19 protein-coding genes are annotated in these 17,204 nt (G+C 44.7%); 1 reads left to right on the top strand and 18 read right to left on the bottom strand.

Annotated features, from left to right (window positions below; all coding sequences use genetic code 11):
- Window positions 1-122 precede the first annotated feature (122 nt).
- The 13 genes from prmC to cpu_RS03580 form a co-directional block, all read right to left on the bottom strand.
- Entirely contained in the window at window positions 123-980 is an 858-nt protein-coding gene (gene prmC, locus cpu_RS03640; protein ID WP_075858682.1) for a peptide chain release factor N(5)-glutamine methyltransferase, read from the bottom strand.
- Window positions 973-2,049, bottom strand: a complete 1,077-nt coding sequence (gene prfA, locus cpu_RS03635; RefSeq protein ID WP_075858681.1) for a peptide chain release factor 1 — start codon at window positions 2,047-2,049, stop codon at window positions 973-975. The genes prmC and prfA overlap by 8 nt, the downstream gene beginning before the upstream one ends.
- On the bottom strand, window positions 2,049-2,915 hold the full coding sequence (locus tag cpu_RS03630; protein WP_075858680.1) for a DUF1385 domain-containing protein: 867 nt from the start codon (window positions 2,913-2,915) through the stop codon (window positions 2,049-2,051). Before cpu_RS03630 ends, prfA begins: the two co-directional genes overlap by 1 nt.
- A 53-nt stretch (window positions 2,916-2,968) precedes the next feature.
- Window positions 2,969-3,166: a 50S ribosomal protein L31 gene (rpmE, locus tag cpu_RS03625; RefSeq protein ID WP_011345431.1), complete on the bottom strand. Its 198-nt coding sequence runs from the start codon at window positions 3,164-3,166 to the stop codon at window positions 2,969-2,971.
- A 124-nt stretch (window positions 3,167-3,290) separates the two neighbouring features.
- Window positions 3,291-4,625 carry a sensor histidine kinase gene (locus cpu_RS03620; RefSeq protein WP_075858679.1) on the bottom strand — a complete coding sequence of 445 codons (1,335 nt, stop codon included), beginning with the start codon at window positions 4,623-4,625 and terminating at the stop codon, window positions 3,291-3,293.
- A 4-nt stretch (window positions 4,626-4,629) separates the two neighbouring features.
- Complete coding sequence (locus cpu_RS03615) at window positions 4,630-5,319, bottom strand: response regulator transcription factor (RefSeq protein WP_075858678.1); 690 nt, start codon at window positions 5,317-5,319, stop codon at window positions 4,630-4,632.
- Window positions 5,320-5,433: 114 nt separating this feature from the next.
- Window positions 5,434-6,543 (bottom strand): DUF2680 domain-containing protein, encoded by a 1,110-nt coding sequence (locus tag cpu_RS03610; protein WP_075858677.1) that lies wholly within the window; start codon window positions 6,541-6,543, stop codon window positions 5,434-5,436.
- 107 nt (window positions 6,544-6,650) lie between these two features.
- On the bottom strand, window positions 6,651-7,484 hold the full coding sequence (locus cpu_RS03605; protein ID WP_075858676.1) for an N-acetylmuramoyl-L-alanine amidase: 834 nt from the start codon (window positions 7,482-7,484) through the stop codon (window positions 6,651-6,653).
- Window positions 7,485-7,574: 90 nt separating this feature from the next.
- Window positions 7,575-7,955 carry a DUF4405 domain-containing protein gene (locus tag cpu_RS03600; protein WP_075858675.1) on the bottom strand — a complete coding sequence of 127 codons (381 nt, stop codon included), beginning with the start codon at window positions 7,953-7,955 and terminating at the stop codon, window positions 7,575-7,577.
- Between the two features lie 177 nt (window positions 7,956-8,132).
- The gene (locus tag cpu_RS03595; protein WP_075858674.1) at window positions 8,133-8,711 is read right to left on the bottom strand and encodes a TorD/DmsD family molecular chaperone; all 579 of its coding nucleotides are present in this window, start codon (window positions 8,709-8,711) and stop codon (window positions 8,133-8,135) included.
- A 15-nt stretch (window positions 8,712-8,726) separates the two neighbouring features.
- Complete coding sequence (gene nrfD / locus cpu_RS03590) at window positions 8,727-9,584, bottom strand: NrfD/PsrC family molybdoenzyme membrane anchor subunit (protein ID WP_075858673.1); 858 nt, start codon at window positions 9,582-9,584, stop codon at window positions 8,727-8,729.
- A 12-nt stretch (window positions 9,585-9,596) separates the two neighbouring features.
- Window positions 9,597-10,136 (bottom strand): 4Fe-4S dicluster domain-containing protein, encoded by a 540-nt coding sequence (locus cpu_RS03585; protein WP_075858672.1) that lies wholly within the window; start codon window positions 10,134-10,136, stop codon window positions 9,597-9,599.
- Entirely contained in the window at window positions 10,129-12,300 is a 2,172-nt protein-coding gene (locus tag cpu_RS03580) for a molybdopterin-containing oxidoreductase family protein (protein ID WP_075858671.1), read from the bottom strand. Before cpu_RS03580 ends, cpu_RS03585 begins: the two co-directional genes overlap by 8 nt.
- A 208-nt stretch (window positions 12,301-12,508) precedes the next feature.
- Here cpu_RS03580 and cpu_RS03575 point away from each other — a divergent pair, with 208 nt between their 5' ends.
- Window positions 12,509-13,417, top strand: coding sequence for a LysR family transcriptional regulator (locus cpu_RS03575; protein ID WP_075858670.1), 909 nt, complete (start codon window positions 12,509-12,511; stop codon window positions 13,415-13,417).
- Here the strand turns inward: cpu_RS03575 and cpu_RS03570 are convergent.
- From cpu_RS03570 to cpu_RS03550, 5 genes are all read right to left on the bottom strand, one after another.
- Complete coding sequence (locus tag cpu_RS03570; protein ID WP_075858668.1) at window positions 13,414-13,917, bottom strand: YeeE/YedE thiosulfate transporter family protein; 504 nt, start codon at window positions 13,915-13,917, stop codon at window positions 13,414-13,416. The genes cpu_RS03575 and cpu_RS03570 overlap by 4 nt on opposite strands.
- A 5-nt stretch (window positions 13,918-13,922) precedes the next feature.
- Entirely contained in the window at window positions 13,923-14,144 is a 222-nt protein-coding gene (locus cpu_RS03565) for a sulfurtransferase TusA family protein (RefSeq protein ID WP_075858667.1), read from the bottom strand.
- Window positions 14,145-14,738 carry a YeeE/YedE thiosulfate transporter family protein gene (locus cpu_RS03560; protein WP_077177152.1) on the bottom strand — a complete coding sequence of 198 codons (594 nt, stop codon included), beginning with the start codon at window positions 14,736-14,738 and terminating at the stop codon, window positions 14,145-14,147.
- A gap of 256 nt (window positions 14,739-14,994) precedes the next feature.
- Complete coding sequence (locus cpu_RS03555) at window positions 14,995-16,380, bottom strand: phosphoglucomutase/phosphomannomutase family protein (RefSeq protein WP_200800632.1); 1,386 nt, start codon at window positions 16,378-16,380, stop codon at window positions 14,995-14,997.
- A 2-nt stretch (window positions 16,381-16,382) separates the two neighbouring features.
- A complete protein-coding gene (locus cpu_RS03550; protein WP_075858664.1) occupies window positions 16,383-17,120 on the bottom strand; it encodes a DUF421 domain-containing protein in 738 nt (245 codons plus the stop codon).
- Window positions 17,121-17,204: the final 84 nt, after the last annotated feature.

Genomic DNA, 17,204 nt, shown 5'->3' with positions numbered 1-17,204 from the left:
TAAAATTCGGTTAAAATTCCTAAAAAGAAAGTTGTAGGTGCGGCTAAAATATCTATGGCTAATCTCCAACATCCCGGAAAAAATAAACATCGCCCTGGAGCATCCCTTGCCCCCGGGCGATGTTATTTTTTTCTTAAAACTACCAGCCGGTCTTTTCCGGCTAAATCTTTTTTGATTTCCCCTTGAAAAAGGCTCCGGGTTTCTTCGGTTATAGCTTTTCCCTGGTACGGGGCAATTTCTAAAAGTATTATCCCCTCATCCGCTAAAAGTTGATGGGCCTGGGGTAATAAACGGCGGTAAAGTTCTAAACCATCATAGCCACCATCTAAAGCTAAAGTCGGTTCTTTTTTTACTTCAGGCATAAGGTCTTTCAATTCACCGGTTGGTATATAGGGAAGGTTTGCGGTTATCAAGGAGAACTTCCCTTTAAAATCCAGATAAAAAAGGGGCTCCAGTAAATCCCCCTGACCAAAGATTGCCCGGTCATAAACCCCATGGTGGCGAGCATTAACTTTAGCAACTTTTAAAGCTTCCTGAGAAATATCTAAAAGAAAAAATAAACCTAAGGGGATATGGCGGGCAATAGAAATCCCCACCGCCCCCGAACCGGTACCTACGTCAGCGATTAACTTAAGCCCCCGGTATTTACGTAAAAAACTTATTCCTTCTTCGACCATGAGTTCCGTCTCCGGACGAGGGATTAATACTTCGGGAGTTACAAAAAAATCTAAACCGTAAAACTCCTTTTTTCCGGTAAGATATGCCAGCGGTATTCTTGCCGCCCGCCGCTTTACGTGGTCAGTAAAGCGTTCCCATTCAAAATCCGACAGAATCCGGTCGGTTTTAGTGTAAATACCTACCCGGCTTATACCAAGGACATGGGCAAGTAAGACTTCAGCATCTAAGGCTGGCATTTCAATGCCGGCCTTAGCTAAAACTTCTTTTGCCCATAAAAGCGCCTCCCGCAGGGTTTTAGGCATTACTGTCCACCTGCTTTAAGCGCTCTGCCTGGTCAGTGGTAATTAACGCATCAATAATTTCATCTAAATCCCCTTCTAAAACCGCATCCAAGCGGTGAAGGGTTAAGCCAATCCGGTGGTCAGTAACCCGGTTTTGGGGAAAGTTGTAGGTTCTAATGCGCTCACTGCGGTCCCCGGTACCCACCTGGGACTTCCGGGCAGACGCCAGCTCTGCTTCCTGTTCCTGCCGGGCTTTATCTAAAAGGCGGGCCCGGAGGATCTTCATCGCCCGTTCTTTATTTTTCAGCTGCGACTTTTCGTCCTGACAGGACACCACAATACCCGTAGGGATATGGGTAATCCGTACCGCCGACTCGGTCTTGTTTACGTGCTGGCCACCAGCCCCCGACGAGCAGAACACATCGATTCTTAGGTCATTGGGGTTTATCTCCACTTCCACTTCCTCCGCTTCCGGTAAAACCGCTACCGTAGCGGTAGAGGTATGAATCCGGCCACCCGATTCGGTGGTAGGAACCCTTTGTACCCGGTGGACCCCGCTTTCAAATTTCATCCGCGAATATACCCCTTTACCTTCAATGGTAAAGATGACTTCTTTAAAACCGCCTAGGTCGGTAGGGTTACTGTCCATAATTTCCACTTTCCAGCCCATCCGGTCGGCATACTTGGAATACATCCGGAAAAGGTCACCCGCAAAAAGGGCTGCTTCCTCCCCACCGGCCCCCGCCCGGATTTCCATAATGACGTTTTTCTCATCGTTGGGGTCTTTAGGGAGAAGAAGGATTTTAAGCTTTGCTTCTAATTCCTCCCGCCGGTCTTTTAGTTCTTGAAGCTCCCTTTGCACCAGTTCCCGAAATTCCGGGTCAAGTTTTTCATCTAACATCATTTCTGCATCTTCAATTTCCTTTTTGGTCTTTTTATATTCCCGGTAGACCTGAACTATTTCTTCAATTTCCGCATGGGCTTTGACGTAACCCTGCCACCGCTTTGTGTCAGAGATTACCTCCGGGTCGGAAATAAGCCGGGAAAGTTCCTCGTATTTTTCTTCCAGTTGCTCTAACTTATCAAACATTAAGCCTTCACCTCATCCTTTATTACCGCTTTTAACGATGTTATGGCCACTTCCAGCATACTGTCGTCCGGCTCCCGGGTGGTAAGCTTCTGCAACCACAGTCCCGGCGCCGTTAAAACCTTGCCCAAAAGGGTATTACTTATTTGGGCCGACCCTTTTAACACTTCATAGCTTACCCCGGCTACCACCGGTATCAGAATAATTCTACTTAAAATTCGCCCCAGTAAGTTTTGGTCCCCTAACAGAGAAAAAATAATAATGCTCACAATCATCACTATTAAAAGAAAACTGGTACCGCAGCGGGGATGTAAGGTGGTATATTTGCGAACATTCTCCACGGTAAGCTCATCGCCTGCTTCATAGGCGTGTATGGTTTTATGTTCCGCTCCATGGTAGGCAAAAACCCGCTGGATATCTTCCACACGGCCGATAGCCCAGACATAAAGGAAAAACAAGATTACCCGAATCACTCCTTCTACCAGGTTTTGGGCCCAGTAGGCTTTAATAACAGGAGCCGAAGCATGGGCTGCCCAGGTGGGAAGCACCACAAAAAGCCCAATCCCCAGGGCAAAGGCTAAAAGCATGGAAACCCCAAGCTCCCCTTTATTTAGTTTTTCCTCTTCTTCCTCCACTGCCTGGTTGGCCGAATAAACTAAAGCTTCAATGCCGAGGACTAAAGCGTCGTACAAGGCAACAAGGCCCCGGATTAAGGGAAGTTTAAAAAATTTACTGTTTACAGCAGCCGCTACCGGCCGTTCCTCTATTTCAATTTTACCTGAAGGAGTGCGAACTGCCACTGCCCATTTTTCCGGGCCGCGCATCATAACCCCTTCGATAACCGCCTGTCCTCCGTAGTTAAATTTCATATTCTCTCCCCACTTCTAAAAAAAACGCAGAGCCTAAGATGCTCTGCTTTGTTTTAGAGACCGTACTTTTTCTTAAACTGCTCGGCACGACCCCGGGCTTCTACTGTCCGTTGCGAACCGGTATAGAAGGGATGGCACTTAGAACATATTTCAACCCGGATCTCTTTTTTCGTAGAGCCGGTTTCAAAGGTCTCGCCGCAAGCACATATAACCCGTGCTTTACCGTATTCCGGATGGATTCCAGGCTTCATCATTCTCACCCCGTTTTCAAATATTAACACAAAGTAAATTATAGCACACCCCTTGTAAACAAGCAAGTGTAATTTTAGGGACAGTCCCTAAAATTACCGTACAAGGCTAAATTGGGGACTGTCCCTAAAGTACTACTTTAAAGGTGGTGCCCTGGCCAGGAGTGCTTTCGACCCAGATTTTTCCGCCATGGGCTTCTACCAGACTTTTGGCGATAGCCAGCCCCAAGCCGGAACCACCGGTGGTTCGGGAACGGGATTTTTCTCCCCGATAAAAACGTTCAAAAATATATGGTAAATCCTCCGGGAGTATTCCCGGACCGGTGTCGGCCACTTCTAAGTAAAGTTTTTCCTTTAGGTCTACTTTTAGGGTCACGCGGCCTCCTTCACCGGTATATTGAAAGGCATTGGCTAAAAGGTTGTAAACTACCTGTTTTATCCGGTCAGGGTCAAAGGTGTATTTCAACCCTTTTTCCGGTAAGTTTAGTTCAAATTTAATATTTTTAGTTTCGGCTATAGGTAAAAACGGCATTGCTACTTCTCCGAAAAACTGGTTTAATTCAACCACAACAGGAAAAATTTTAAGTTCTCCCGCCTCTGCCAGGGAAAGTTCCCGTAATTCTTCAACCATCCGGGTAAGGCGCTTTACTTCTTCCGCTAAAGACTGCAGGTTTTCCTGATCTGCTTCGATAACTCCCTCTAAAAAAAGTTCAAAATTTCCTTGCAAGATGGAAAGAGGCGTTCTTAACTCATGGGCAATATCGGCTATCATCTGCCGGCGTAGCTTTTCGTTTTTTTCTAAAGTATCGGCCATCCGGTTAAAAGCAGCGGCCAGTTCACCAATCTCGTCTTTGGTCATTTGGGGCGCCCGTAAGTGAAGATTTTTTCCGTTAAACTCTCCCACTACCGCTATTAAAGCTTTAAGGGGAGCTAAAATGCGTCCCGAGAGAAAAACCCCTAAAATTAAGGCCAGAGCCACAGCTAAAATCCCACCAAGAATATTAGCTTTTTTAACTGAGGCAATAAAACTTTCTTCTAAAAGGCCGTAAATGGTAAATGGCTGTAAATATAAGGTACCAATTTTTTCGCCGTTTAAATAAATCTCCTGCCCGTTTTTTAGATTTAACTGCTTCTCATTTCTGCCCAGGTACTCCAGGTCATTGTCAACTACTACTGTACCATCCGCTGACGTTATGATGATCCTTTCTCCCCGCATATGCCCAGGACCACCAGGACCTCTTCCCCGGTTAAATTGAAATCCTGCCTGGACCGCTTCCCATCCTCCAGCAAAATAAAGTTCTTGAATATAATTTACTAAGACCTGAGCTCTAGAAGATAAGTTTTGCTTAATATACGCATTAAACGAATTGCTTATTTCCTGAACAGCAAAAAAAGAGGTTACCAACACTGACAATAACGCTACAGCCAAAAGAGCAGCGGTGATTTTTACAGTGATTTTCATCTCCTCATCCCCTGGGCTTTAATTTGTAGCCTACCCCAAAGACCGTTTGGATGTATTCTGGATTGGCAGGATCTTTTTCGATTTTTTTCCTAAGATTACTGATATGGGTATCTATTGAACGCTCATACCCTTCATACGCCTCGCCTAAAGCATACTCCAAAAGTTCAAGACGGCTAAAAACTTTGCCAGGGTTTTTCATCAGCGCTTCTAATAACTTAAACTCAGTTGGTGTAAGGTCTACTGGATTCTCTTGGTAAAAAACCTCCCGGGTTTGGGGGTATAGAGTAAGCTCGCCTTCAATTAAAACTTCCGCTTTAGAAGACTGTTTTGCCTCTACCCGCTTTAAAATCCCTTTGATCCTTGCCGCCAGTTCTCTTAGGCTAAAAGGTTTTACTACGTAGTCATCTACCCCAAGCTCAAAGCCAATTAATTTATCTACTTCTTCGGTTTTAGCGGTAAGCATGATAATGGGAATTTGGCTTTCTTTTCTTATTTCCCGCAAAACCTCAATGCCATCCATTCCCGGCATCATCCAATCCAAGACAATGAGATCCGGTTTGTCCTGCAGAAAGACTTTCAGGGCATCGCTGCCGTTAAAACTTCCCAGGACCTCGTATCCTTCTTTGGTTAAATAGCTTTTAACCATGGCGACAATTTTCGGCTCATCATCCACCACTAAAATTTTTTTGGCCATAAAATCATCTCCAACGTTTTTTATGTAATTATACCAGTTTTTTGTTACAAACTTATAAAGAAAATATAAAAGAAAAAACCTTACCCGTTTAGGGCAAGGTTTCTAAGTAAGAGGTTATTGAAACATAGGGGCATGGTCAAAATCCATACCACCTCTACCAACCATACCGCCGTGATGACCAAAACCTTTGGGACCTGGGGCGGTGTTGTTAACCATTTGCTTTACCCGGGTTTCTATGTTCTTTAAGAAGTTATCCGCCTGGGTTTGGGTTATTTTGCCGTCTTTTACAAGCTGGTTAATTTTTTCTTTTTCTTTGGTGACGATAAAGTTTATTAGCTCAGTCTCGGTTTTCCCTTTAGCTTTAGCAATTTCTACCAGAGTTTTTCCGCTCTGCTGCTGGCTTATTAAGGTGTTTACATCAATTCCTAAAAAGCTGGCCAACTCAGCGGGAGTTACCCTAAAGCCGCCTCGATGTCCAAAACCCTTGGGACCAAGGGCCGTACTGTTGACCATGTTTTTAACCCGGGTTTCTATGTTCTTTAAGAAATTATCCGCCTGAGTTTGGGTTATTTTGCCGTCTTTTACAAGCTGGTTAATTTTTTCTTTTTCTTTGGTGACGATAAAGTTTATTAGCTCAGTCTCGGTTTTCCCTTTAGCTTTAGCAATTTCTACCAGAGTTTTTCCGCTCTGCTGCTGGCTTATTAAGGTGTTTACATTAATTCCTAAAAAGCTGGCTAACTCATCCGGTCCTACTACTCCAAAACCCCGGTGGCCAAAACCTTTGGGGCCAAGATCTACGCTGTTAACCATTTGTTTGGTCCGTTCGGTAATATTCTGGAGCATAGCATCCGCTTGAGCCTGAGTAATTTTACCGTCTTTTACCAGTTGATTAATTTTGGCTTTCTTTTGCTCCACTAAGTAATTTACCAGTTCATCTTCGGTTTTACCTTTTTCTTTGGCAATTTGGGCTAAGGTTTTGCCACTGTGCCGTTCGCTCATTAAGGTAGATACGTCAATTCCCAGAAACTTGGCAACATTGTCCATCATGCCACCAAAAGCCCGGCCAAAATGTTTGCCAAAACCGCGGTAAGTTTCAACGATTTTTGAAGTTGTTGAGGTACTGCCATCATTAGTGGTGGCCGCGTAAACTGCTGGAGCAGCAGTCACAAGTAAACCTATAATAGTAGCTCCCGCAATTACTTTTTTTCCCCATTCTTTTTTCACTTTAATCACCCTCCAGGTTAATTTTTGGCTCCAGCTGGAGCTTACATTTATATCATAACCAGAGGGTTTTAAAAAGATTTCAGGGAAATGTTAAAAAGTTGTCAAGATTATAAAAGAGCTTTGGCCAGTGCCCGGGCAAAACGAGCTAAGCCGTCAGAAGAATTTACTATTTTTATTTCCTCGGGGTTGGTGACAAAGCCAATTTCTGCCAAAACCGCCGGCAGGCGTACATTTTTTATAACATAAAAAGCTGCAGTTTTTAGCCCCCGGTCTTTAAAGCCAAATTCATCGATTAGCTGCTTTTGCAGTTTAGCTGCCAGGCTTTCGCTGTCCTCCCGCCCTGCTTTAAAGTAGGTCTCTATCCCACGGGCAGTGGGGTCGGTAGCCGCATTTAAGTGAACCGAAATAAAGGCATTGGCTCCCGAGTTATTAGCAAACTTTACCCGCTGGGGCAGCGGAACAAAAATGTCTCTGTCCCGGGTAAGCACTACTCTACCGCCTAATTTTTCCACCAGGACTTTACCGGAAAGCACAAGCTTTAAGGTAACATCTTTTTCTTTTATGCCAAAAGCCCCCACTGCTCCCGGATCTTTGCCGCCGTGTCCGGCATCTAATACTATACTTTTTCCGTCTAAAAGCCTGGCCCATACTTCTAAAATTACTGTACTGCCGCTGTTTTTTACTTCATAGTAAAGTTTTTCTTCCCCTTCGATTACCAGGCGCAAAATTTCCGGTTTAAATTGAGCAAGACGAACTTCTCTTATTTTGTACTTTTTCACCGGGATTTGTTTTTGGCCGACTCCCTGCACTCCTGAAAAATCAAGAACTACCCGGTGGGGATTTTCTAAGATAAAGGATTTTACGGAAGGTTTTTGGTTAAATTCCAAAGTAATCCTGGAAATTAAATCAAAATCGGTTTTTAAGCTTTTTAAACTTGCCATTTTCTTTCCCCCTAAAATAGTTTCTATTAATAAAATATGCAGAGCTTTTAGGGAGTGGGATAAAAACAAAAAAACCGGCAAACTGCCGGTCTAAAATTGTTGCGAAAAATAAGTAGGTTTAATACCTTCCGTGGGAAGTTTTATCCCGGGTCCCGGTAAAGGACCAAAGGTCATGGTCAAATAAAGAGCAATAATTGAGGCTGTGACTACTCCCGCAAACACCAGGGTTTTTTTCCGATTCTTTAAAATGTTCTTGCCTAGAGCTTTTACCCAGCGGAAATGAAAAATCAAATGGCCTCCAACCAATACGGTAAAGATGTAGCCCGTTACCTTATGCAGCGGGTTTAAGTAGTACATTAAAGAAGTGTCCAAGGGAAGTTTTAGATCCATCATAATTCCGGTAACAATACAGGTGATTCCTACAATCCCCAAAATGACATCAAAGTAAAAATTTCTTTCCCCTTTGGTCATAGACTAAACCCTCCTTTGTAGTGTTTTTGACGGATTTAATCTTAGCAAAAGGGTTTTAAAATGATTTCGGGAAAATGTTAAGAAGTTTTCAAGATTAAAAAAGGCTCTAAAAGCTTAAAGCCTTTAGAGCCTTAAAATTAGCACTAATTTCTTTCTGGATTTTCAGTTGCTTCTTTTTTAAATTCCCTTCTCTCCCAAGATTAAGTTTTTTTCTTCCTGATAAAACTTCCCTAAAAATTCAACTATTTCCCGGTAAATACCCTGAAGGTTTTCTTCTCTGGCTTTTTCCACCACCTGTTCAATAAACGATAAGTGGTCGGATAAAAAATCTTTTTGGCCGGGATGATTATTTTCTACTAACATCGCCATAAACTCCAGCTCCAATACTAAATGATCGGGCATTCCCGAAAAATCTTCGGGAATGATAAGTCCCGCTTTTTCGTATAAAGCCGCCACATGCAATGCGTGGTCGCTCATGAGAAAGCCGCGACTATTGGCCATAACCGGGTCTACCTCGGGATCACGAGACCATTTGCGGTATACCGATTCGATAAGGCTTACTTTGGGAGCATATAAGCCAAAATACTCCTGGTAGCTTTGAGAAAGTTCCGGTAAATTAGGAATTTCCCCAAGATTAACCCCTAATTCTTTAAAAGCTTCTACCCCGTCCTTTTTTAACCAGCGGTAAAATTCTTGATCCGGTTCGCTCATTGCCGCCGCAAGGATTCGGTAAATTTCGACCCGGTTATGTTCCATAGCCCTTCCTCCCTTTTAGTTCATTAAAGTTACGGGAACTGCTGCCAGCAAGATTAAAGCCCTTAAGGTAAAACCGCCTAACAGCACTAATAGGGCATCTAATGCTTTTACTCCTTTGCCGGCTTTGGGTGAAGAGACTGCTCCAATCACCCCTGGCAAGATAATACCTAATAACACCAGCATTCCCCAGAAGTACAAGCTGTATTTCCCGGAAATAATCATATCCGCCGATTGTTTTGCCGCCTCTGGACCATTTACCGCTACCATCAGCAAAAAGAAGAGGAGTAAAAGTTCAATTACGGCTAAAGCTGTATGCAAAGGCTTGAAGAAATCGGGTAAAGTTTTGCCACCAAAAGCAAAACTTCCTAAAATTGCCGTAGCCATCCCTGTAACTAAGGCCGATACAACAAAAAGTACCGGGATTACCGCATTGTTCCAGAAGGGAACGGCTTTAACTACCCCTAAAAGTACCCCGGTGTATACGGAAGTAGCAAAAGCCAGAACCGCTCCGGCACAGCGCAAAACAGTATTAGTATAGTAAGGATTTTTTAGCTTCATCCAGCCATAGACAAACGCTACCGGCATAAATAAGGTTAAAATCCAGGTACCCCAGGTAATCATGGAAGTAAAGTGAGTATAAAGTTCGAAAATCCGCCAGGGTTCAAATTTCCCAGCTTCCACCCAGGTAAGGTCCAGAACCAGGAAAAGGGTACCTATGGCTACCAGCGGAGCAGCCAGGATGGTTCCGGCTTTAATTAATGCTTCATTATCCTTATTTACCCCGGAACGCTCGGTCATGACCGCTATTAAAAAGGCTCCAGCTCCCGCTCCGGCTAAGAACAGGTAGATCGCAATTATTATTCCCCACGCCATTTGAGTCCCTCCTTAGCGTACGTAGTAAATGGAGGGTTTGGTGCCCAAATCCCCCCGCAACGGCTTAGCTTGTTTTTCCTGAATAATCCGGTGGATTTCATCGTTGGGATTATCTAAGTCTCCAAAATACCTGGCTTCGCCGATACAGGTAGAGACACAGGCAGGCTTTTTCCCCTGCTCTACCCGGTGATAGCAAAACCGGCATTTTTCCGGGACACCTTTTTCATGATTTATCACCCGGGCCTGGTAGGGACAGGCTACCATGCAGTATTTGCAACCGGCACAGCGTTTTTCATCTACCAGGACTATGCCGTCATCCCTTTTATAAGTCGCTCCGGTTGGACATACCTCCACACAGGGTGCATTATCACAGTGCTGGCACTGAATTAGTAAAAATTCGCGTTGAACATTGGGAAAACTACCAGTTTCCCGCTCTTCTAAGCGGGTAAATTTTTCCCCGGGAGGTAACCCCCACTCCGCTTCACAGGCAACGGTGCAGGCCTGACAGGCAGCGCATTTGGTCATGTCAATTACCATTGCATACTTAGGCATTGGCCCCACCTCCTATCTTTCTTACCTCCACCAGTACTTCACAGTCGGCCGAAGCTCCCGAAAGCGGTTCTGCATGGTTAGGAACGATAAAGGAAGTACTGGCACCTTTATGGTACGCCTTTTTCTGGTACGGCGAAAAACCGCCAAAGCCGTGCACCATGAAAACCGCATCGGGGTGAATAGCTTCGGTTACTTTGGCTTTTATGGTAACTTTGCCGTAGTCCGATTTTACTTCGACTAAATCACCATTATTGATGCCAAGCTTTTCTGCGGTCCGGGTATTGATCCAAAGGACGTTTTCCGGCATGAGAGCATGCAGGTACTCGTTATTAAAGGTGGAAGTATGGGTATGCACTGCAGTATGGCCATGGAGGAAGCGAAGCTTTCCGTTCCTTTCAGTCACGCCAGGCGGTACCCAGGTCGGTACCCTTTTGGTACCAGCTTTTTCAAAGGCCGGTGAAGAAAGCTCGATTTTTTTGGATTCAGTCTTAATTTCCGGAACTTTATTGACAGGCTTTCCATCGTCTAAAGCAATAACACCTTTTTCCATAAGTTGTTTAAAGGTTACGTTAAAGGGTTTTAACATCTGATCCGAAAACTGCTCCAACGTATAGTTAAAATACTGCCCGATACCCACCTCATGCGCCAGCTCTTTAATTATATCGTCAGCCCCCATAGTATTATGAAGCGGTTTTACTGCCGGCTGCCGCAGAGCTACAGCATTCCCGGCAATTTGCGGCGGATCAAACCGCTCAAGATAAGTGGATTCCGGTAAGACATAGTGTGCCATAAGAGCAGTTTCACTCATCTGCACATCAATTACTACAACCAGATCCAGTTTCTTTAGAGCTTCAATCCACTTTTTAGAATTACCCGCCGAGCGCACCGGATTGTGGTGGTTGGCGATATACGCTTTAATTGGGTAAGGCTCGCCGGATAAAATATGCTCCGGAAGCATCTGAATCATCCCAAGGCCTTTCGCCAGTGGCCATTTTTCGCCGCCAGCACCGTCAAAGCGTTTAGCCTTTGGTTTTTCCAGCTTTGGCCAGAGACCTTCCCGCTCTTCGACTTTGGTAAAATTATACTTGGAAAATTTAAGGCCGCCTTTCTGGCCAAGGTTACCCATGAGAGCATTGATCACTGCTCCAGCTCTTACCATTTCGGTACTGTTCATATAACGCGAGGTGTGCCAGCCCGGGTCTATCACCGCAGCCGGTTTGGCTTTGGCAAATTCTTCGGTAATCCGCTCAATAGTTGCCGCCGGAATACCGGTTATTTCTTCGGCCCATTTCGGAGTGTATTTTTCCACTTCTGCAGCAACTTCATCAAAGCCAACGGTGTAGTTAGCTACAAACTCTTTGTCGTACCACTCATTTTTAATAATGAGGTAGATCATCGCCAAAAGGAACGCAAGGTCGGTACCCGGTCTTATGGGCACCCATTCGGACGCCAGCGCCGCAAAATTGGAGTACCGGGGGTCCAGGACAATTATTTTCGCCCCTTTTTCCTTGGCTTTCATGATACCGGTAACCTGGCTTACGCTTATTCCTTCCACCAGATTGCGACCGCAGGAAATGTAGTACTTAACATTGCCGTAATCGACAGTAGGTACGTCCCCGTATATTGCTTTATAAGCCGCATTCCGCGGAGAGTAGCAGGTCGGAGCATGGGGGCTTAAATTTGGCGAACCAAAGGCCTGGTTAAAGATTACTTCGTAGTCATTAACAAGTTCTGGGTGAGTACTCCACACCAGCGCCTCCGGTCCATATTTGGCTTTAATTTCTTTGAGCTTTTCGCCAATTTCACGAAACGCCTGCTCCCAGGATATCGGTACAAATTTGTCCCCTTCTCTTTTAAGTGGCTGTTTTAAGCGGTCCGGGTCATACAAAAGTTTCATCCCGGCATTACCCCGGGCACAGATTTTGCCTTTGCCGTTGGGATGGTCTTTGTTTCCCTCGATTTTTACCACCCGGCCATTTTTGACTTTGACGATGATGCCGCATTTGGTGCCACACATTTCACAAATGCTGGGAATCATCTTTACATCGGAAGATTCGGCAGCTTTTGCCGACCAGCGCTCAAAGGACATTACACCGCCGGATAAGGCTGCCAGAGCACCGGTAGCGGCAGAGGCTTTTAAAAAGCTCCTCCGGGTTAGCTTCATACTCCTTCCCCCTTTACTCGTGCTGATTTTCACTATCTGATTTAATTGTAAAGCAGGTTCGGTTTGTGAAGGTAATCGCAAAGACTTATGGGGTTATAAAGACAAATTTATACCCATAAAATTATTCTTTGAATTGTTTTTGCCCAAATTAATTTTCAGCAAAGTTATGATATAATAAATATTGATATAAGCAACGGGGGAAGAAAGCATGAATTTATACCAGTTTGAACTTTTCTGTCAAATTGCTAAAGTAAGGAGTTTCACAAAAGCAGCTAAATTAATGCACCTGACCCAGCCAGCAATCTCGGCTCAAGTGCAGGCAATGGAAAATTTTTACGGCACAAAATTATTTGAACGGTCAGCAACGGGGGTAAAGCTTACCCCCGCCGGCGAGCTGGTTTATAAATACGCCCAGCACTTTTTGGCTGAACACGAAAAGTTAGAAAGGGAGATAGACAATTTACTTGGTACCAATGCCCAAACTATTGTCATTGGAGCCAGCACCACTATTGGCAATTTTGCCCTGCCCTGTAACGTTTGGAGCTTTAAGGAAAAATTTCCCGAAGCCAATATTAGAATTGAAGTGGATAACTCCCAGAAGGTTATTGCTTTGGTCCTGGATGGGAAAGTGGATTTTGGATTGGCAGAAGGCCCAGAATTTACAAATCCCGATTTAGAAATAAAAAAAGTGGGAGAGAGTCAGGTAGTAGTAATCACCTCCCCCGAACTTCCCCAGGCCCAGCAAAATTCAATTACTATTGAGGAACTTAAAAAACTTCCTTTGATCCTGCGCGAACCGGGCTCTTCGGTGCGGGAAGTGTTTTTTGAGGCAATTAAAAAAACCGGAATCCCGGCTTCTGAGTTAAATATTGTTTTAGAATTAGGAAGCTTTCAAGGGGTTTTAGAAGCGGTAAAAAAAGGACACGGTGTCTCTATTTCCTGCTTAGAAGCGGTTAAAAAAGAGTATCACCGCAAAGAGCTCCACTACCTTACCTTAAAAGATATGGAGCTTACTATGCCGTTTTTACTGGTTTACCGCAAAGACCGTACCTTTAGTCCACTGGCCAAAAGGTTTTTAAGGTTTATTATCGGTCCTGCGGCTTTAGAGTTTTGTTAAAGGACATATTTTTTTAAAAATAATATACCAAGATACGTGCCAATAATTAAAGAGCCGCCAAAAATCCAGCCGTGAAGAGAAAAGGAGGCTATACCCCCTACCAGGTTGCCAATATTGCAGCCAAGGGCAAGTCTAGCCCCAAAGCCCATAAAAACGCCTCCAATAATCCCCAGCAAAAATTTCCCTGGGGATTTTATTTTTTTGGGGCGAAATTCGTTGTGCCAGAGGGCGGCAAAAAGCCCTCCTAAAATGGTTCCAACTACCAAGAGATTTTCGTGGGAAAACAGGGTAGTTTTGAAAAAAGAATTGGGATAAACCTCCTGGTAATAAGCCCACCTCTCCGGGCAAAAACCCAAAACTTTTAGCCACCAGGTACCCCAGTCGGTAAGGATGTGGGTGATACCCCAGGGCTTCCCCCAGGTAAGTAATAATAAAATATTTAAAATACCAAGAATTATTCCACCTTTGATTTCCGACCAGCCAAGGTCAACTTTTTTCATCGGTCCTACCCCTTTATAACGCTAACTTCCCAGATACCGGGAGAAATTTCTTCTAAGTCGTAATCGTATTTAAGCCTTACCGCTAAATCAACTATGTTACGTACTGAACGGCTGAAATCGGTGATTACGATAATCTTATCTCCCGGCTGCATTTTCTTTAATTCTTCCTGCACCCGCCAAAGGGGAACCGGGCAGACTTCACCGGTTAAGTCTACTTTGATTTCCATTTACCTCTCCTCCTGCAAAGCTTTAAACAAAAAGAAAAATACTATTACATAGATAAGGAGTGTCGGTATCCAGCCAATAATCCCGGGAAGCCAGAACTTTTTGGCAGCAGTTAAACTATCTTTCCAGAAGCCATAACCAAAGGCTCCTAGGACTGAGCCAATTACTATTCCCAGCAATACTCCCCAGTAGTGGAAAAACCCTTCTCCCACCCGGACTAAAGTACTAATCACACAGCCACCGGCTAAAACCATACCAACGCCAAAAATAATGCCGCCGATGACCAAATGCCAGCCCACCGGATTTATTTTCCCCGGAGGTGCATGTCCCCCTAATACAGCTAACAATTGGATTACAAAAAAACCAGCAGCAGATACAGCGATTAAGACTGTAACTCCCCGGCTCATGGCTTTATCCCGAAACATGATTAAATCCCGAAAAGCTGATGCAAAGCAAAAGCGGGAACGGCTAACCGCATAACCAAAACCAAGGCCTAAAGCAAACACCGCCGCCTGGGTGAAAAGGTTTTGATAAACTAAAAAGAGTAGCACCGAAAGAAACAATATTAATAAGCCGTAAGCTGCCTTTTTTTGCACTTTTTATCACCTAACAACATTATACCGTATGTTAGGCAATTAGGCTGTTAAAAAGTTTTTCCAAACCGCTGCCCTTCGCCACCTGTTGGTATCGTCTTTGCCGGACATAAAAATAAGCGCACCGGAGTGCGCCCGTTAATGGTGGTATGGCATAAGTGGTCAGTGGTCGGTGTATTCCTAGGAACGGCTCCTGCCGGCTAAATTAAAAGCGGGTCAAAGCCCGCTCTTATTATTTTCAATTTTCCTCAAAATGACCTCACAGAACCGTCCGAACCGTCCCTAGAAGGAGTATTTTCATTTCGTTTAAAAGTGAATCCAATTTGGCGGAAGTTTCAGCTTCACCGTAAATTCTAAAGACCGGCTCCGTGCCGGAAGCTCGCACCAGGACAAAGCCGCCCCTTTGAAGTTCCCACTTTACCCCGTCAATTCGGCTTACCCGGACGACCTTTTCACCAGCAATTTCCGTAAGTTTTAGCGAAGACATTCGCTTTAAAATTTCTTCCTTTTGCTCCGGCGTAGTTTTATAGTCATCCCGGCGGGAGTAAACCCGGCCGTAGCGGTCGTAAATATCTTCTAATACCTGTGATAGGGGCTTTTTAAAATATTCCCGGATTTTTACCGCTAGGAGATCGGCTAAGATTCCATCTTTTTCCGGCACATGCCCCGCTATCGACAGTCCCCCGGATTCTTCACCGCCTAAGACTGCTCCTTCTCTTATGGCTTTGCCGATGTACTTAAAACCTACCGGTGTTTCAATCACTTCATAGCCATTAGCCCGGGCCATCTTATCTAAAAGGTGAGTGGTGGGCACCGTCCGGGCTACATCGCCTCCCCGCCCGCTTTCAAGTAAATAGTGGTAGGTAAGGGCTAAAATTTCATTGGCGGTAAAAAGCCGCTCCCCTTCCACCACCCCAAACCGGTCCGCATCCCCATCTAAGGCCAGGCCCAAATCTGCCCCTCGCCGCTTTATTTCTTCAACCAGCGGCTGGAGCTCCTTTTTTTTGGGTTCGGGCATACCGTCGCCAAAGAGAGGATCCCGGTAGTTTCTAAGGGTATAAAGATTATAACCGAAATCCCCTAATATTTTTTCCAGATAGCCCTGACCGGCCCCGTACATCGGGTCAATTACAATCAGGCCCTGCCCCGGATTTAAGCCGGTCAGGTTAATTAAATGTAGGATGTATTTGTCTTCTAAGTTTAAAGTAAGCTTTCTCCCAGGTTCTCTTTTTGCGGGTTTGGCTTCACTGTTTATTAACTGCTCTAAGCGGTCGGTCACATCGGGCAGGGCCGGTCCGGCATAGTCGGGGATAAATTTAAAGCCGTTATATTCCGGCGGGTTGTGGCTGGCGGTTAACATTACCCCGCCAATCGCGTTTAATTTTTTAATGGCAAAGGCTACATAAGGAGTGGGCACAAATTTCTCCGGAAGATAAACGTCAAAACCACTTTTTAAAAGGATTTCCGCCACGGTCTCTGCAAACCGGTCGGATAAAAAGCGGCAATCATAACCTACCACCACCGCTCCATTGCGGTACTTTTCCTGCAAATAAGCGGCTAACCCCAGACTTACCTTTTCTAAATTGGCAAAGGTAAAATCCCGGGCAATAATTCCCCTCCACCCATCGGTGCCAAATTTTATCAAAGTTATCCCCCTTTTCTCTTGGGTTTTTTGTCGGTAATATCTACCGTCAGGGTAAGCTTATCATGCTTTAAGTCTATGTATACCTGACCGTTAGCATCAATTTGGGCATACGCTATGTCTTTTAAGTTAGTTATCCCTTGCTCTTTTAGGTAGTTAAAAAACCATTCTTTAGCTAGTCCATGCTGCTCAAAATTTTGCTCGATTAATTCTCCGTCAACCACCAGTTCTGCCGGTACTCCTTCATAGGGCGGATTTAATCCCAAATCTTCCGGAGTTACCGGCCGTTTGGTGGACTTCAATAAAACCGAAAGCTCTCCATTGGGTTCAGCTACCGCAAACTCCACATCGGCTACGTTAAAAGCTCCTTTTTCCCGAAGCTGCATCATTAAGTCGTCCATGGTGTAGCGCATCAGCTTCATATTGTGTTCCAAGATTTTGCCGTTATGGATGACAATTGTAGGCTCATCCTGAAGAAGCTTCCGTACATTCCGGTTTTTAAGCCCAGCCCACTGCACTAAAATGGTAAGTGCCCCAAAGGCTGCCATGCCCGTCAGATAGTGAACTACATTGGTGCGAAGGTCCACCGCAACATTGGCAGCAATCGAGCCAATAACAATACCGTTTATGTAGTCGGAAATGGTTAGCTGGCCAAGCTGGGATTTCCCAATGAGTTTGGTAATGATAAGTACAGCTATAAAGGCAGCCAGTGAACGTAAGATGACCTCAGTTACATCGTGCACAGGAACACCTCCACCCCTATTTTGAAAAAAACCGACGGGTTTTATTCCGCCGGTTGCATAAATTTTTCATAACAGGGATAACCT

It is taken from the genome of Carboxydothermus pertinax (genome assembly GCF_001950255.1).
GTDB classification, from domain to species: Bacteria; Bacillota; Z-2901; order Carboxydothermales; family Carboxydothermaceae; genus Carboxydothermus; species Carboxydothermus pertinax.
This window is presented reverse-complemented; position numbering and strand designations above follow the sequence as displayed.

Coding starts and splice junctions, on each gene's coding strand:
- prmC (WP_075858682.1), bottom strand. CDS start 980: ATGCCTAAAACCCTGCGGGAGGCGCTTTTATGGGCAAAAGAAGTTTTA.
- prfA (WP_075858681.1), bottom strand. CDS start 2,049: ATGTTTGATAAGTTAGAGCAACTGGAAGAAAAATACGAGGAACTTTCC.
- cpu_RS03630 (WP_075858680.1), bottom strand. CDS start 2,915: ATGAAATTTAACTACGGAGGACAGGCGGTTATCGAAGGGGTTATGATG.
- rpmE (WP_011345431.1), bottom strand. CDS start 3,166: ATGAAGCCTGGAATCCATCCGGAATACGGTAAAGCACGGGTTATATGT.
- cpu_RS03620 (WP_075858679.1), bottom strand. CDS start 4,625: ATGAAAATCACTGTAAAAATCACCGCTGCTCTTTTGGCTGTAGCGTTA.
- cpu_RS03615 (WP_075858678.1), bottom strand. CDS start 5,319: ATGGCCAAAAAAATTTTAGTGGTGGATGATGAGCCGAAAATTGTCGCC.
- cpu_RS03605 (WP_075858676.1), bottom strand. CDS start 7,484: ATGGCAAGTTTAAAAAGCTTAAAAACCGATTTTGATTTAATTTCCAGG.
- cpu_RS03600 (WP_075858675.1), bottom strand. CDS start 7,955: ATGACCAAAGGGGAAAGAAATTTTTACTTTGATGTCATTTTGGGGATT.
- cpu_RS03595 (WP_075858674.1), bottom strand. CDS start 8,711: ATGGAACATAACCGGGTCGAAATTTACCGAATCCTTGCGGCGGCAATG.
- nrfD (WP_075858673.1), bottom strand. CDS start 9,584: ATGGCGTGGGGAATAATAATTGCGATCTACCTGTTCTTAGCCGGAGCG.
- cpu_RS03585 (WP_075858672.1), bottom strand. CDS start 10,136: ATGCCTAAGTATGCAATGGTAATTGACATGACCAAATGCGCTGCCTGT.
- cpu_RS03580 (WP_075858671.1), bottom strand. CDS start 12,300: ATGAAGCTAACCCGGAGGAGCTTTTTAAAAGCCTCTGCCGCTACCGGT.
- cpu_RS03575 (WP_075858670.1), top strand. CDS start 12,509: ATGAATTTATACCAGTTTGAACTTTTCTGTCAAATTGCTAAAGTAAGG.
- cpu_RS03570 (WP_075858668.1), bottom strand. CDS start 13,917: ATGAAAAAAGTTGACCTTGGCTGGTCGGAAATCAAAGGTGGAATAATT.
- cpu_RS03565 (WP_075858667.1), bottom strand. CDS start 14,144: ATGGAAATCAAAGTAGACTTAACCGGTGAAGTCTGCCCGGTTCCCCTT.